11 protein-coding genes are annotated in these 17,067 nt (G+C 53.1%); 7 read left to right on the top strand and 4 right to left on the bottom strand.

All coding sequences use genetic code 11. The features are described 5' to 3' along the window. Complete coding sequence (locus B5X72_RS10780) at nucleotides 1-1,623, bottom strand: ABC-F family ATP-binding cassette domain-containing protein (protein WP_079716889.1); 1,623 nt, start codon at nucleotides 1,621-1,623, stop codon at nucleotides 1-3. Between the two features lie 76 nt (nucleotides 1,624-1,699). Further along, entirely contained in the window at nucleotides 1,700-2,722 is a 1,023-nt protein-coding gene (locus B5X72_RS10775) for a LacI family DNA-binding transcriptional regulator (protein WP_079716888.1), read from the bottom strand. A 275-nt stretch (nucleotides 2,723-2,997) separates the two neighbouring features. Between B5X72_RS10775 and B5X72_RS10770 the strand changes: the two genes are divergently transcribed. After that, complete coding sequence (locus B5X72_RS10770; protein WP_217698129.1) at nucleotides 2,998-4,260, top strand: alpha/beta hydrolase fold domain-containing protein; 1,263 nt, start codon at nucleotides 2,998-3,000, stop codon at nucleotides 4,258-4,260. Here the strand turns inward: B5X72_RS10770 and pelA are convergent. Continuing rightward, on the bottom strand, nucleotides 4,254-5,312 hold the full coding sequence (pelA, locus tag B5X72_RS10765; RefSeq protein ID WP_217698128.1) for a pectate lyase: 1,059 nt from the start codon (nucleotides 5,310-5,312) through the stop codon (nucleotides 4,254-4,256). The genes B5X72_RS10770 and pelA overlap by 7 nt on opposite strands. 4 nt (nucleotides 5,313-5,316) lie before the next feature. Continuing rightward, nucleotides 5,317-6,933 carry a glycoside hydrolase family 43 protein gene (locus tag B5X72_RS10760; RefSeq protein ID WP_217698127.1) on the bottom strand — a complete coding sequence of 539 codons (1,617 nt, stop codon included), beginning with the start codon at nucleotides 6,931-6,933 and terminating at the stop codon, nucleotides 5,317-5,319. 304 nt (nucleotides 6,934-7,237) lie between these two features. Between B5X72_RS10760 and B5X72_RS10755 the strand changes: the two genes are divergently transcribed. The 6 genes from B5X72_RS10755 (at nucleotide 7,238) to B5X72_RS10730 (ending at nucleotide 17,067) form a co-directional block, all read left to right on the top strand. Beyond that, nucleotides 7,238-8,260 carry a pectinesterase family protein gene (locus B5X72_RS10755; protein WP_245826924.1) on the top strand — a complete coding sequence of 341 codons (1,023 nt, stop codon included), beginning with the start codon at nucleotides 7,238-7,240 and terminating at the stop codon, nucleotides 8,258-8,260. Nucleotides 8,261-8,320: 60 nt separating this feature from the next. Then, entirely contained in the window at nucleotides 8,321-11,410 is a 3,090-nt protein-coding gene (locus B5X72_RS10750) for a SusC/RagA family TonB-linked outer membrane protein (RefSeq protein ID WP_079716885.1), read from the top strand. A gap of 14 nt (nucleotides 11,411-11,424) precedes the next feature. Beyond that, complete coding sequence (locus B5X72_RS10745) at nucleotides 11,425-13,107, top strand: RagB/SusD family nutrient uptake outer membrane protein (RefSeq protein WP_079716884.1); 1,683 nt, start codon at nucleotides 11,425-11,427, stop codon at nucleotides 13,105-13,107. 13 nt (nucleotides 13,108-13,120) lie between these two features. Further along, nucleotides 13,121-14,521: a Gfo/Idh/MocA family protein gene (locus tag B5X72_RS10740; RefSeq protein WP_200119761.1), complete on the top strand. Its 1,401-nt coding sequence runs from the start codon at nucleotides 13,121-13,123 to the stop codon at nucleotides 14,519-14,521. Nucleotides 14,522-14,531: 10 nt separating this feature from the next. Continuing rightward, nucleotides 14,532-15,293: a rhamnogalacturonan acetylesterase gene (locus tag B5X72_RS10735; protein WP_139378640.1), complete on the top strand. Its 762-nt coding sequence runs from the start codon at nucleotides 14,532-14,534 to the stop codon at nucleotides 15,291-15,293. Between the two features lie 115 nt (nucleotides 15,294-15,408). Continuing rightward, nucleotides 15,409-17,067: a glycoside hydrolase family 28 protein gene (locus B5X72_RS10730; protein ID WP_079716882.1), complete on the top strand. Its 1,659-nt coding sequence runs from the start codon at nucleotides 15,409-15,411 to the stop codon at nucleotides 17,065-17,067.

Here is a 17,067-nt window from a genome sequence, read left to right as displayed (position 1 = left end):
TTAAGCGTACATCGCTTCGCGCTGTTCTTTTATAGCTTCACTACTGATGTAATCGTCATAACTCATCAGCTTATCGATGATGCCGCGCGGTGTAAGCTCAATAATCCTGTTGGCTACGGTTTGGGTCAGTTCATGGTCGCGCGACGTAAACAGTATACTGCCCCGGAAATCGTTCATGCCATTGTTGAGTGCCGTAATCGATTCGAGATCGAGGTGATTGGTTGGTTCGTCAAACAACAGGGCGTTGGCCTGTTGGAGCATCATCCGCGAAAACATGCAACGCATTTTTTCGCCTCCGGAGAGTACCGAACACTTTTTGAGCACTTCCTCACCCGAAAACAGCATCTTGCCCAGGAAACCGCGGATAAACTGTTCGTCTTTATCGGTGGAAGAATATTCCCGCAGCCAGTCAATGAGATTTTCATCCTTGCCATCAAAATAGGCGCTATTGTCCATCGGGATATCCGCAATACTGATGGTCACTCCCCATTTGAAACTGCCGTTGAAATCAAGGTCTCTGCCTGTAAGAATGTCGTAAAATGCCGTTGTAGCCAGGCTGTTCTGCGACAGTACGGCGATTTTATCGCCTTTGTTGACCATGAACGTTACATCGCTGAAAAGCACGTCGCCACTCAATGTTTTGCTCAGGTTTTCAACCTGTAAAATCTGATCACCGGCTTCACGCGCCATCGTATTGAACATGATGGCCGGATACTTCCTGTTTGACGGTTTGATTTCTTCCAGATTGATCTTGTCCAGGGCCTTCTTTCGGCTGGTCGCTTGTTTTGATTTCGAGGCGTTTGCGCTGAAGCGGCGGATGAATTCCTGGAGTTCCTTGACCTTATCCTCCATTTTCTTATTCTGCTCAGCACGTTGCTTCGCCGCCAATTGGCTGGATTCATACCAGAAGGTGTAATTGCCGGTATAGATGGTCATCTTTCCAAAGTCAATGTCTACAACATGTGTACACACGGCATCGAGGAAATGCCGGTCGTGGGATACCACGAGCACGATGGCTTCATATCCTGCCAGAAAATCTTCCAGCCAGGCAATCGTCTCGATATCGAGGTCGTTGGTCGGCTCGTCCAACAACAAGATATCCGGATTGCCAAATAGCGCCTGCGCCAATAATACACGTACCTTTTGATTGCCGTCTAGTTCTTTCACCAGCTTGTAGTGCAGGTTTTCGTCAATGCCCAGGTTGCTGAGCAATGTCGCGGCATCGCTTTCGGCATTCCAGCCATCCATCTCTGCAAAACGGGCTTCTAGCTCGCCGGCGCGCTCGCCATCCGCATCCGAAAAGTCTTCTTTAGCATATATCGCATCCTTTTCCTTCATGATGTTATACAGCTCTTGATGGCCCATGAGTACCGTCTCAATGACCGAAAATTCATCAAACGCATAGTGGTCTTGTTTGAGCACGGCCATGCGTTCTCCAGGCGTGAAGCTTACCGACCCTGTTGTGGGGTCTACATCACCGGAAATGATTTTTAAGAAGGTAGATTTCCCGGCACCGTTAGCACCGATAATGCCGTAACAATTGCCTTGAGTGAACTTCAGGTTGACGTCTTCAAACAGCACGCGCTTGCCATAGCGAAGCGAAAGATTCGATACATTAATCATGGTGCAAAGGTACGGTTTAAATACGAGGTATGAAATATAGGTGACTATTGAAAAGGGGATACGATTTGAAACGGAGCTACCCGCTGATGCGGTGAGGCATCATCAATTCGGTTTGCAGCACCACGTTTTCGAAATCATAGACTGGATAACGGCTTTCAATGAGCTGTATAAGCATTTCCATCGCCATGCGGCCCATTTCGAATGCCGGCTGGCGCACACAGGTAAAATTGGGCTGAAGCAAATCCAATACGTCTGAATTGGAAAATCCTGCGACAGCAGGGTGCTCGCTCTTTGGCGCGAGCTTATTATAAGCGCTTAAACAGCCCATGCTCAACCGGTCACTCGCCACGAAGACAGCGTCCGGCCTTTCGGGCAGACTAAGGAAGTACCGTACGGCTTCCTCGACCTCCTGCTGTATACGCCCACCGTGGTGGCAACAGCGGATAAATGATTCATCCAGCGCGAGGCCATTTTGCCGGAGTGCATCCTCATAGCCTTCAAGCCGCTCAGCAGTAATGGACAGGTGCGGGGCGTTGGCTAAATGGGCTATCTTCCGGAAGCCCCGGTCAATCAGCGATTGCGTCGCCTTCATGGCTCCTTCACGATTATTGGATGTGACCGTATGGGTTTCAAAGGCATCGATGATGCGATCGAAAAAGACAATCGGCAACCCCTGCTCGTGCAGGTTGACGATATGTGAGAAATCCTTGGTCTCCGCCGACATGGAAATGAGCAGCCCATCGACAGCCCTGTTGGCCAGGTGTTGCATATTGACCACCTCGCGCTCATAGGCGTCGTGGCTCTGGGAGATGATGACGTGGTACCCCTTGCCATAGGCAACGGATTCGATGCCATCGATAGCTTGTGAGAAAAAGCTGTTTGCAACCTCACACACCACGACACCAATGGAATAACTGCGCCCCTGACGCAGGCTCGATGCCATCGGGTTGCGGCGGTAGTTATGCTTTTCCGCATATTCGATTACGCGTTTCTTCGTCTCCTCGTTGATCTCATAACTGTCGCTAAGTGCACGGGATACCGTGGAGGGCGAAAGCTCCAACGCCTGCGCGATGTCTTTAATCGTGATGGGTTTGAACACGGTTTAATTTAGTTATTTGACAAACTTAGTTAATTCATTCCTTATATACAAGTAACACAAGCAGTGAATAGGCGCACATGGCGTGGCCAACGCCCGGTCTTCCCCCGCAATCGATACCGGTATCGATTGCGTAGTTTTTTCTACGGCTCGCGTGGTGTTTGGTCTTGCAAATCCGGTAAACTTGCACAGTCGTATTCGCCGTAATGCGACCAACGGCCATCGTTTAAGAAAATGCAAATGGCTAAACCAAGTATAAGCGATAGCAATCAGCGATTATGAGGCATTACGTACTGTTGATTTTTACGTTGTTGGTCGTCCCAGGCCAACGCAGCTATGGCCAAGGTATGGTGAGTGGAACGGTTACAGACCAAGTGACCCAACAGGCGGTTGCCGGCGTGCGTGTTTTGGTGAAAGAGACCGGAAGCACCGTTCAGACTGATGAATCGGGACGGTACCGGGTACAGGTTTCGGCAGGCCTATCGGCCGTGGCGTCGGGCGCCGGTCCTGAACCACGGGTGCCTCGGTCGAAGCAGTTGGCACGCAGTGGTCGGACACGCCACATGCTTGATACCGTTTTTCGGGGCTGGTGCCCGCTTACCGTTGCCCCGAACAAAGCGGGTCTGACGGGGATTAGGGATACCGGTTTCACGCCGGAAAAAGAGTTTCAACGTATGTTGAAAAGCTATCCCTTCATTCGACTGGTTCGGGAACAACCGCATCGAAGCGAGGTAGTCCGTGATGTACCGTATGGAGATGCGGATAATTGGGAATTAGTCGCAGACATTTATCCTGCCGAGGGCGTTGAAGGTAAGGCGCCGGCCGTGCTGCTGATCTTCGGTGGCGGATGGAGGAGTGGCGACAAACGCCAACTGGGGCCGTTGGCCCAGCGGTTGGCCGCCGAAGGATTCAGTTGCGTGACGATTGATTACCGGCTATCTACGCATGCGCTGTATCCCGCTGCGGTATGCGATGTGAAAACCGCACTACGTTGGATGCATAAGCATGCCGATAGTTTACGTATCGATCCGCATCGAATCGCGGTGCTGGGCTTTTCCGCTGGCGGCCAGCTTGCCGCATTGGCGGGCACGACAGCGGGAAATCCGGAGCTTGCGCTGGCTTGCGGTGGAGTCGGCGGAGACCGGGTGCAAGCCATCATCGATATTGATGGCATCCTGGCGTTTATCCATCCCGAATCTGGGGAAGGCGACGACACCAAATCCACCTCTGCCGCCACCTATTGGTTTGGATACACCAAATACGAACGGCCGGACCTGTGGGTGGAGGCCTCACCGTTGACACACGTTTCGGAAAATACACCTCCCACGCTGTTTATCAACAGTTCGGTGGATCGCATGCATGCCGGCAGAGACGATTTTATACGAGTATTGGACGAACACGGAATTTATCACGAAAGGAAAGTCTTCGCCGATGCGCCCCATTCCTTTTGCTTGTTCGAACCCTGGTTTACGCCGATGTTGGAGACGATTACCGCCTTTTTGAACAGGGTGATGGCTGCCGGATCGACCGCAGGTCACTGATGGTGTTCCACCCATTTCTTGTAGCGCTTGATGACCGTGTCGCCCCATCCGCCATACCAAGCATAGCCCACGCGGCGTTCGTTTTCGACCGCTTCCAACTTTTTCTTGGGTTGGCCGTCGCGCCCCGCGAACAGCGGTTGTTGCTCTGCAAGGTCATAAAACCGTGCCCAGATAACTTCCCCCGGAGCAACGACCAATACCCGGTCTCTTCCCGTAGGCTGATCCGGTGCCACCACGATTTTTGTCGTGTACCCCTCGATGTCATGTTCGGTAAACCACCGAACGCCCTGGTGTATGGCTTGCTTTACGCGCTCGCTCGGCGCTGTTAATGCCATGAGAAACATGAGGATATTGGCCGATTCGGACGTGGCTAACGATGGCAGTTCGTAGGCCCGTGCGGTGGCGGGTTTGAGGCTATCTTTGTCATATTGGGCTGCCCAGATAGTCCTTTTCCCGTCAATCTCAACCTGCGTGGCAAGTATGTTTTCGACCCCTTTGAGTACCGCTCGCTGAGCCCGCTTGCGATACCTCCTTCCGAAAACCGGCCCATATTCGCCGTCGGCGACGGCCTTTAGCAGCGTCAGCACATTGAAGATGGCATCGTCATTGTACGTGATCTGCGAGCGGTAAAAGCGTGTGTCAGGAAAATATTGCGGCCATCCACCGCCGGGGTATTGGGCTTTCAGCAGGTAATCGACCCCGCGACGGGCGGCGTCGGCATAACGGGCATTTCCTGTTTTCCTGTGTGCTTCAAGGAGGTAAATGACTTCCTTGGTCGTTGCACCGTTGTCAATTGTGGCATCATCGGCCTCTTTTTGCTTCCACGCCAGCCTGCGTTCGCCTTCGCTGAATGGGCGCCGATAATCGACGGCCTTGCCGTCGAAGGTTTTGGACCACCCGCCATAGGACCGTTGGAGTAGCAGCATCTGTTCGGCCACACTATCTGCCACGGCCGTTTGCGCAGCGGCTCCGGTGTTGGCCGCCAATACGGCCAGCCACATCGTGGTGATGTGCCGGATCGTTAGTGCGGTCAATCTGGATGTTGCCATCATACTATTATTGAGCTAAAGGGGTCACCCTGAACCAATCGACGTCCATCCAGCCGGCATCATTGATGGTTTCGGTGCGGGTACAGAACAGGCCGACTTTTGCGCCGATCCAGTGGCCTTCAACAGCTTGGAATGGCTCCCCGGCCTCGCGGTAATCGCGGCCGTCCATACTATAAAAAAACCGGCACTGTCCGCCTTCGGCTACCACTACCCGAAGGTAGCATGCGCCGCTTTCCAGCTTCGTGATGACCGCCTCCTCTTCGGGTTTCCCCTGATGTGCGCCATTGGCAGTGGTTTGCACCAGCGCAATGCCATCAGCATCTTTACGGAAGGCCAACGCCGCGTAGCTTCTCCCCATAATGACCAAGCCGGCTTTTTCGCCCAGCAGTTTGTCAGGGTGTGGTGTAAATTCAATTTTGGCGGTCGCTACAAACGCCGGGGCCGGAAATTTCTGCATGAGAACGTTTGGGGTTTCATAGAGATTGCGCGCCCCGTTTGGCACCTGCTGTGCGTAGAGACGCAACACGCCCTTGTCTGGGTAAAGGAACGACCACGTGGCCTTTGGATTGGCTTGCCATTGCCATTGCAGCCCCATGCGCAGGCCGTTGAATTCATCACTTTCTGCAGGCGTGGCAATGGGATGGGGCTGCCCTACATTCGGTTTTCGGTGCGTCAATACGGGTTCACCATAGCCCTTATTTTCCCGGTCGGTACCGATCACGGGCCACCCGTCTTTCCAGACCATGGGTTGCAGGTGAGTGACGCGGCCGTACACGCCTTTGTCTTGGAAATGAATAAACCAGTCTTCGCCGGTTTGGGTATCGACCCACCCGCCCTGGTGAGGGCCATTGATGGCTGTGGCGCCTTGATGCAATACCATGCGGCGTTCATAAGGACCGTAAAGTTGCGTCGACCGCAAGACGGTTTGCCAGCCGGTGGCAACGCCGCCGCCAGGGGCGAAGATGTAATAGTAGCCATCGCGCTTGTAAAATTTGGGGCCTTCGATGGTAGGGTCCAACTCGTGGCCGTCATAGACAATCACGCCTTCGTCGAGTGTCCGGGTGGCCGCTGCATCCATGCGCTTGATAGCGAGGACGCTTTTGATGCCCGCGCGGCTGCCGGCATAGGCATATACGAGGTAAGCCTCGCCGTCTTCATCCCACATCGGGCATACGTCAATGATTCCTTTGGCAGGCTCCAGTAGCACGGGCGCCTCCCATTCACCGAAGGGATCGCTGGTCTTGACGCGGTAAATGCCAAAATCCGGATCGCCCCAGAAAATATAGTACTCACCGTCGTGATACCGGATGGAAGGAGCCCATACGCCATTGCCGTGCTGGGTTTTTTCGAAATGCTCAAACGGCGGCTGGCGACGCAAGGCATGCCCCACGAGCGTCCAGTTGACCAAGTCTTTGGAATGAAGGATGGGAAGGCCGGGCACGGCGTCGAAGCTGGAAGCGGTCATGAAGTAATCATCTCCTACCCGCATCACGTCGGGGTCCGAGTAATCGGCATGCAAAATGGGGTTTTTATAGGTCTCATCGCCCTGGTCTGCCACCCACACTTCCGAAACCTGTTGCGCAAGGATAGGGTGGAGAACGGTATTTACACCGAAATACATCATGATAAAAACCGATATAATCCCAGCAGTCTTCATATTATTGATAAGCAATTGATAGGTCTGAAAATCAGTTTTGAGCCACGGCAGACACCCGTTCGGGCGTCGATGTGCGACACAAGGATAGGCAGTTTATGGAATATTCGGAAGCTCCGATACAGAAATAACTACGCAATCGTTACCGAATTCATCCGGAGACCCTACGGATCTGTCTGCAAACGATATCGGTATCGTTTGCGTAATTTTATCCGGCCCGACAGTCGTTGTTTTGGCTGGATTCCCCTTATACTTGCGCTTACGATATCGGGCCATGTTTAAACGTACCCGATTATACCAATTAGTTGAATCTATCACACAGGTGACCATGTTGATTTTGAAGTATCGCGTCTTCCCGGTTTGGTTCTTGCTTTCCGTTTGCCTGGCGCTGTTTGGACAAACGGGCGAGTTGGTGGTGGCACAGGACGGTACTGGCAATTACAGCACCGTGCAGGAGGCTATCATGGCGGTTCCGGATATGCGCAGTGTGCGTACCGTCATCCGCATAAAACCCGGTGTTTACAAGGAAAAGCTGGTTTTGCCTGATTCAAAGACGAATGTTTCGTTCATTGGCGAAGATGCGCGCACGACGATACTCACATATGATGATTACGCCAGCAAAAAAAACCGGTTCGGTGAAGCTATGGGCACATCGGGTTCCTCTTCGTTCTTCGTTTTTGGCGATGGATTTTATGCGGAAAACATCACATTTGAAAACAGCGCAGGGCCGGTGGGGCAGGCAGTAGCCGTCCGCGTGAGTGCAGATCGGGTGTTTTTTAACAGATGCCGCTTTTTGGGACACCAGGATACGCTTTATCCGCAGTTAGACGGGAGCAGGCAGTACTACAAGGACTGTTACATCGAAGGGACAACCGATTTTATTTTCGGTGCGGCAACCGCGCTCTTCCAATCGTGCGAGATCCACTGCAAACCGGGTGGATCGTACATGACAGCAGCCTCTACGCCAGATACCGTTCCATACGGTTTTGTGTTTAAAAACTGCATCGTTGGCGGCGAAGCCCCTCCACAATCTACTTACCTGGGGCGGCCTTGGCGCCCGTATGCAAAAACCGTCTTCATGGATTGCCGCATGAGCGAGCAGATTCGGCCGGAAGGCTGGCATAACTGGGGGAAGGCGAGCAATGAGCAGACGGCCGGCTATGCCGAGTACAACAACCACGGGGAAGGGGCGCTACGGGGAAGGCGCGTATCCTGGGCGCATGAGCTGACCGCCGCACAAGCTGAATATTATACGGAAGAACGGATATTGGATGGATGGAGTCCTGATGAACCATGACGGTGTCCGACTGATTAACGAATATATTTTACCAATTATTAACTTATAGTAAAACCAAGTATGCGTAAATTAGTGTTAATGATTTTGCTGGTGGTGTGCGGGAAAGCCTATTTGGCCGCCCAAACCAGGCAAATTAGCGGGCGGGTCACGGATAGCGACGGTATGCCGCTGTCGGGGGTGAGTGTCGCCATCGTAGGGACCACGCAAGGCACGAGCTCGGGGGAAGATGGAACGTTCAGCTTAGCGATACCCGCAACGGGCGACGTACGGATCCAGCTCCGCTTCATTGGATTCAAAGAACAGCAGGTGTCCGTCGGACAGCAACAGCAGGTGATCGTCGTGATGGAGGAAGATGAAGCGGCGATGTTGGACGAAGTGGTGGCTGTGGGGTATGGAACGGTGCGTAAAGGGGATCTGACCGGTTCTGTCGGAACCGTGAGCGCCGACGACCTCGTGGCGCGAGGCACTACATCGGTCATGGGGGCACTTCAGGGAACGGTGGCCGGTGTGGATATCAGCAGCAATTCGGTTCGTCCCGGTGGAAGCTTCAGCATCCAGATCCGTGGGCAGAACTCCTTGCAGGCCGGGAATCCGCTGTACGTGGTCGATGGCGTGGTGACATCGAATATTGATTTTCTGAACCCGGCGGATATCGAGCAGATCGATATTTTGAAGGACGCTTCTTCTACAGCGATTTATGGCTCAAGGGGTTCAAACGGCGTCGTCATCGTACGGACGAAAAATGCGGGAACACCCGGCGCCGAACGGACGACGGTCACCTATGATGGTTTTTATGGTATTCGGCAGCTGGCAAGAATTCCCGATTTCATGGATGGCAGGGAATGGGTGGATTTCCGGACCTCGGCTTATTATACGTTCGAAGACGGGCGCTATGTATTGGCAACGCCGCAAGCGATTCTTCAAAACAGCCCGCTGCTGGAAAGCAGGTTGTATAATGAGCAATATGAGGATTGGCTCGATTTGGGTACGCGGTCCGGACAGCAACAAAACCACTACATCGGCATTGCAGGAGGCTCGGAAAAGATGAATTATAACCTTGGCGTGGGATACCAGAATGAGGAGGGAAACTTCGTGCGCGAAGACCTTAACCGCTACACTTTGAAGCTTGCCGTGGAGCACAGGACATCGGATTATTTTTCAGCCGGTGCCAGCGTAAACCTGGTGCATGGAGTAAACAATTATGGAAGTGAAACCGGCTACCGTGATATCCTGCGGATGCCGCCCATCTTGTATGCCTACGATGACCAAGGAAACTTGATTGACCAACCCGGCATTGCGGAGTCCATTCAGGGCACCGGTAACTTCACCAGCTCGCCTAATCCGCTCAACGAAATCAACAGCGGCACGCAGGAGGTGCGGCAATATGATTTTCTGGGCAGCATTTTTGCAGAATTGCGGCCCATGGAAAATCTCTCCATCAGGAGTACATTCCTGCCACGATTTAACCGGACGAGAGATGGCCGGTACTATGGGGTGGTGTTGGGCCAACGCAACCAAGACTATGCTTACCAGTCGAACACAGAAGCTTTCGAATGGACGTGGGACAACGTTATTAACTATGACAAGCAGTTCAATGAGGACCATCGCCTGAACGTGTCACTCATCCAGAGTGCTTACAAGACCCGTTTCGAGCGCATACAGGCAGCCGCAAACGACTTGCCATACCGCTCTTGGTGGTACAACCTTTTTAGCGGTAATTTCATGCCCGGGAGTTCGAATACGGCCTATAGTGAAACGACATTGCTGTCGTATGCCGCAAGGGCCAATTACGACCTGAAGGGCAAGTACCTGCTTACCGCTACGGTCCGCTATGACGGCAGCTCTAAGCTGCGGGATAAATGGGAGGCGTTTCCCTCGGCCGCACTAGCCTGGCGCATTTCGGAAGAAGATTTTATGCAGCGGGCCAATTTTCTGAGCGATTTAAAAGCACGGTTCAGTTTCGGTTATTCGGGTAACAACAACGGCATCAGTGCCTTCGGTTCCCAACAAACACCTGAAACCGACGCCTTAGTGTGGTATGACTATGGAAGCGGGGCGGTGACAGGTTTTGCGCCCGGAAGACCCGTAAACCAGTCAATAACCTGGGAAAAGACGCGTGAAATAAATGTTGGATTGGATTTTGGCTTATTCAATAACCGGCTGAGTGGGAGCGTGGATTGGTATGATAAATTGTCCGATGGGCTGCTGATGCAACGGACCTTGACGGTTGAGTCTGGCGTGCCGTGGATGATTGACAACATCGGTTCGGTAAATAACCGGGGCGTGGAGGTGGCACTCAACTCCACAAACGTGCGTACCACCGATTGGGAATGGACCACATCGTTGATGTTTTCCCGGAATAAGAATGCTATTCGTACCCTGTATGGCCGGGCAGAAGATGTGGTGGGTGAGGCTCGGTTTATCGGACAGCCAATCAATGTCATCTACGATTACCGGATCATCGGGCTCTGGCGGATGGACCAATTGGCGGAAGCTACCGCCTGGGGGCAACAGCCTGGACAGGCGATAGCTGATGATACGGACGGCGATGGTGCGATTACTCCCGCCGATCGGGTGATACTGGGATCGCCAGATCCAACGTGGTTTGGTAGCTTTACGTCAAACCTCCGGTACCGTAACTGGGATTTTTCTTTTAACCTCTATACGCGACAAGGTGTGTTTGTAAATGATCGGTTTCTGGAAGAATTCGGCCCGGATAACGTACAGCGGGGCCGGCCGAAGATCCGCTACGACTATTACATACCGCCGGCCGTTCCGCGATACGATTGGAATAACTGGGGTACGCATGCCGATGGCCGCCCCCAAGCAGTATGGGGAGACAGCGGAACCGGCAATGAAGCCGCACAATATCCGCACCCGCAGAATAAGGGACCGTATTATGGCGGCAACGGACGGTACACTGATGCATCGTTCGTAAAGGTGCGCAACATTATTTTGGGTTATTCATTGCCGCAAAACGTGATTTCAAAATGGGGCATGTCGCAGTTCCGGATTTATGCAAACGTGCTCAATCCCTTTACCTTTACGAACTATGAGGGGTGGGATCCGGAATATGCCACTACAGCGCTGGCCAGCGGGAACGGCCCGAGTAATATCACGTACCAATTGGGCGTAAATGTTAGGTTTTAATTTGGATAGAAATTATGAATAAGTTCAGTTTGGTTATCCTGTGTTTGTTGGTCGCCACGGGGTGTACAAAGTTCTTGGAAGAGGACAACTTGGGTGGAATAACGAACGAGGAGTTTTATCGCATGGAGACGGGGTACGAAACCCTTGTGACCGCTTCTTACAGTTCGTTGCGGACGACATTCAGGACCACGCCGTGGCTGCTATTGGCGGGTACCGACATGTATCAGATGAACAGGGGGTTCGAAAACCGGGCGCTGATGGAGTATACGCAACTTTTTGCGGACAATGGCGACGTGTTGACCTTTTATCGGAATTGCTATAACGCCATACAGACCACTAATATCGGATTGTACTACAACGCGTTGGTCGAAACGGATGAGACCAAGAGGGCCATGTGGAGGGCCGAACTTCGCTTTTTGCGGGCGTTCTACCACTTTTTGTTGATTGAGCAGTTTGGGGGCATCATCATCAACGACGAGCCTACCCTGGAGGGGCCACGCATGAATCTGCCGAGGGCTTCGCTGGCCGATGCTTACCAATTTGTGATTGCCGAGCTGGAAGCCGCGCTGCCCGACTTGCCGGACGATCGCACACGGGCGAATAAAACGGCGGCGAACCACTACCTGGCCAAGGCATACCTCACCCGGGGCTGGGATCTGGGGCAAACCACTGATTTCGAGCGTGCCAAGGTATATGCCGAAGCAGCTATAGCTGGTTACACGATTTCCATTCCTTTCGACCAATTGTGGAGTCCTACAAATGAAAATAACGAGGAAGTCATTTTTGCCGTGCAATATGACAGCGAATCCATTGCCAGCCCAACAGATGGCAACGACCAGCAATCTCTCTTTGGTCCATACCTTGGCGGTCCGGAATTGAACCATAAATACATGAACTCGGCATTTATGCCCTCGTGGAGCTTGCACACCTTTTTCGGTGAAAACGATGCCCGCTATGAGGCGACTTTCATGCTGACGATTTACGACCAGTATTTCGATTACTATGACAACAACAAAAATAAAGATGAACTATTGATTCGTGCATACTACCCCAGGGTTTGGGGGCGCGAATACACGACCGCTGATTCGTTGGACTGGGTGGCGGGACGGGAACACCAAATCGCCAGCAATTTCAGGTATTATCCCTTCAAATATAACGAAGAAGCATACCGGGCGGCTTATCAGATTGATATGAATTCGCCGGTCATTAAAAAATTTGATAGTCCGTCAACACGCCATGTGTTTAACACGCAGGCCAGCGTGAGGGATATCGTGCTTGCCCGCACCGCGGAGACTTACTTCCTGTACGCGGAGGCGTGTATCGGGCTGAATGATTTCGCTACGGCGGCACAATATGTGCAATCAGTGCTTAACCGGCCCGGCAATGCGAAGGATGGAGGGACGTTGCTGCCCAGTCAGTCAATTGCCGCCGCCTCGGGCCAAAGCGAGGCCTTGGATGCCTACCTCATAGAAAGCGCCAAAGAGTTTGCGGGCGAGTACCTTCGGTGGCCCGAGCTGAGGCGGACGGGGAAATTGAAGGAATTCTGTGGGGCCTATAACTATGATATCAGACGAGTGGGGGTCGATAATGCGTTCCGCGGGGTGGATGGACAGGACAAAATCTACCGGCCTATCCCACAAACTGCAATCGACATCAACGAGGCTGATATCACCCAGAATCCTGGATACCAGAACTAAACAACAACTAAATATGACAACTTTTTCAAGAAGAGACTTTTTGTATGCGTTGAGCATGCTGGCAGCTGGGACGGCAGTCAGCATGCCTGGTACCGCCTTCGGCATGCAGCGCCGGCTCCGGGTGGTGCTGGTCGGCACGGGGGTGCGCGGCATTTCATTTTGGGGCAAAAGGCTGGTGGAGCAATATCCGGATTTGCTGGAGTTCGTCGGGCTCAGCGATATCAATCCGGGCCGGCTTGCCTACGCCAAGACATACATGGGGGTAAACTGCCCCACGTTTGTCGATTTTGATGAGATGGTACAGCAAGTAAAACCGGACCTCATTATCGTGTGTACGAAAGACTCGACGCACCATGAGTTTATCATCAAGGGGCTAGCTGCTGGCTGCGACGTCTTGACCGAGAAACCGCTTACTACTGATGAAGTGAAGGCCCAAGCTATCCTGGATGCCGAACGCAAGTATGGCAAGAACCTAATTGTCGGTTTCAACTACCGGTGGAGTCCCTACATGACGAAAATTAAGGAATTGCTCCAGCAGGAGGAGATCGGAGATATCACGTCGGTAGACTTCAACTGGTATCTGAACGTGCACCATGGGGCTTCCTATTTCAGGCGCTGGCACGGCTTAATGAACAGTGGCGGCTCGCTGTGGATACACAAAGCCACACATCATTTCGACTTGTTGAATTGGTGGCTTGATGCTGAACCGGAGGAAGTCTTTGCTTATGGGGCGCTCGAACATTACGGAAGCAACGGCCCTTTCCGCGGCAAAAGCTGCCGCAGTTGCCCCCATAAGCAGGAGTGTGTGTACTATTGGGATATCACCAAGGACAGCCATAGTATGAAGCTGTATGTGGAAAATGAGGAACACGACGGCTATATCCGCGATGGCTGCGTATATAGGCATGAGATTGATATTTATGATAAGATGTCTGCACAAATTAAATACGCCAACAATGTGGTAGCTAATTATTCGCTCACGACATATTCGCCATTTGAAGGGTGGCGTATCGCGTTCAATGGGCATAAAGGGCGGATCGAAGCGTGGCTGGATATCCCTTGGATGAAAAACGACGAGCTGGATCAGGAAAGCCTGCACGCCGCGGAAATGGAGCAGTCGAAAAATGAGGATATGATACACGAACCGCTCGTGCTCTATAAAAGCTGGTCCGACTACAAGGTGATCCAGGTTGCCAGCGAACGGAGTGGGCATGGAGGCGGAGACCGGCGGTTGCATGATAAGATCTTCAAGGACAAGCATGCGCCTGATCCCTATGGCCACGCGGCAGGTGTGCGGGATGGGGCGATGTCCATTTTGATCGGCGTAGCTGCCAGGAAAAGTATTGAAACCGGCGCGCCGGTGAAGATCGCTTCGTTGACGGACTTGAAGCCTATGCCCAAACGCATGGCCTAACGTTAGTTGAATGATGATACAACGATTGGCGAAATGGATAGTGATGCCATGCGCCGGCTTATTCTTAGCTTTCCTATGGGCTGGTCAACGGGAGGTAACTGTATTTCTCGTCGGCGACTCAACCGTGGCCAATAAGCCGTACCGCGCAAGCAATCCCGAGAAAGGGTGGGGGCAGGTATTGCCCCTGTATTTTGACGAAGGGGTGCGGGTGGAAAACCATGCGCTGAACGGCCGGAGTACCAAGAGTTTTCGCAACGAAGGGCACTGGGATAAGGTGAAGGCACGGGTACAGCGCGGCGATTATGTCGTCATCGCGTTCGGACACAATGACCAGAAGGAAAACAGTCCGGAGCGCTATGCGGATCCGGAGGTCGAATTTCCGCGTCAGCTGAAACGATACATCGCGGAGACGCGGGAGCGCGGCGGAATCCCGGTACTGTCGACACCAATCATGCGCCGTAAGTTTGATGTCCGGGGATACCTCGAGGAAACACACGGGGCCTATCCGGAGGTTGTGCGGAATGTGGCAAGTGAAACAGGCGTGGCGTTGCTCGACATGCATGCGCAAACCCGGGAGCTGCTGCTGGAGTGGGGGCCTGAGCGTTCAAAGGCACTGTTCCTGCACCTGATGCCGGGGCAGTACGAGGCGTTGCCGAACGGCGCGGAGGATGATACACATCTCTCTGGCACAGGCGCTTTTAAAATCTGCGACCTGGCAGTGGCTGAGATGAAGCGTTGCCTGCCAGCGTTGGCGGCGCACTTCAAGCGTTAGACAAGTCTGCCGGTCGCAATCGTTTTCGGTAACGATTCCGCAAATAAATGGCGCGGAAAGTTTTTGATGCTTATCGGATAACGATAAAATTGCAGGGACAAGAATGCGAAAGAACATGAAAAAAATAGGATGGATGACCGTTGTGGCGGTTTGCTTGGTAAGCGGAACAATATCCGTTGTCTGCGGTCAGGACACCTGGCCGGAGCCGGATGTCCGCTTGCCGGTGTTTAAAACGGATACCTTTGATATACGGGGCTTCGGTGCGTCTGATGCCCCGGGATTTGTCAGCACGGCGGCCATCCAATCGGCCATCGATGCTTGCCACGGGCAGGGCGGCGGCGTTGTGTTGATCCCCGAAGGGGTGTGGAGCTCGGGGCCCTTGTCGCTGAGAAGCGGCGTAAACCTGCACTTGTCGCGCCATGCACTTTTGCAGTTTTCGCGTGATTTCAACGATTACCCGCTGATTGAAACCTGGTGGGAGGGATTGCCCCAAGTACGCCGGCACTCGCCCATCCGTGCTGAGGGACAGCAAAATATTGGCATAACCGGTGAAGGGGTAATTGATGGAAACGGCGATGCATGGCGCTACGTGAAAAAAGCAAAGATGACGGACTCCCAATGGAAAAACCTTGTCGCATCCGGCGGCGTGGTTACCCCGGACGGCAAGGAATGGTACCCCTCAGAAAGTGCGCTGAAGGGACGGCAATACCAAGATGCCGGCCTGATTACGCCGGATAAGACCAAGACGTTCTTTGAAGAGATAGCGGATTTCCTGAGACCGAACCTTGTGGTATTGGAACGTTGTGAGCGGATTTTACTGGAAGGGGTGACCTTCCAAAACTCCGGAGCATGGAACATCCATCCGCTGATGAGCCGGGATGTCACAATCCGCAATATTACCGTGCGCAATCCGTGGTATTCGCAAAATGGCGACGGATTGGACATCGAGTCCTGTACCAATGTGCTGGTAGAGGGGAGTTCGTTCGACGTCGGCGATGACGCCATCTGTGTAAAGAGCGGGAAAGGCACACACGGGCGGCAGTTGGGGATGCCTACGGAAAATTTATGGGTGCGCAACTGTACGGTTTTCCATGCGCACGGTGGTTTTGTGGTAGGCAGTGAAATGAGTGGAGGGGCGCGCAACCTCTATGTTTCCGGCTTAACGTTTATTGGTACAGACATAGGCTTGCGCTTTAAAACCACTCGCGGCCGGGGCGGAGTGGTGGAAGATGTCTATATCCGGGACATATACATGAAGGACATCCCGGGGGAGGCGATCCTGTTTGACATGTATTACGAGGCGAAGGATCCCATTCCCGCTGCAGGAGAGGTTCGCCAGCCGCCGAAAGCGGAAACGCTGCCTGTGTCTGAAGAGACACCGCAATTCCGTAACTTCTACATTGCCAACATCCATTGCGAGGGGGCTAAGAAGGCGGTGTTCATACGCGGGCTACCCGAGATGCCCATACGGGGGATCCACTTGTCGGGCTTGCGCATGAAGACGGCAGCGGGAATCGACATTCAGGAGGGCGCAGCGATCACGGTTACCGAATCGGTAGTGGAAACCACCTCAGATGAGCCGTTGGCCTATGTGCTTAATGGTAGAGACGTCGTGTTCGATGCACTGCGTTACGGCGGGCGTGTGAAAACGTTGCTCCATGTGCAGGGTGAGCGGAGCAAAGGCGTGGTACTGCATAATATCGATACATCCTTGGCCGAAAAACCGCTGCAGGCTGACCATGGTGCCGCGGAAACGGCTGTAAAAATGAACTAA

The sequence above is a fragment of the Parapedobacter luteus genome, from assembly GCF_900168055.1.
GTDB classification, from domain to species: Bacteria; Bacteroidota; Bacteroidia; order Sphingobacteriales; family Sphingobacteriaceae; genus Parapedobacter; species Parapedobacter luteus.
The sequence above is the reverse complement of the archived record's forward strand: the minus strand, read 5'-3'. Positions and strand labels throughout refer to the sequence as shown.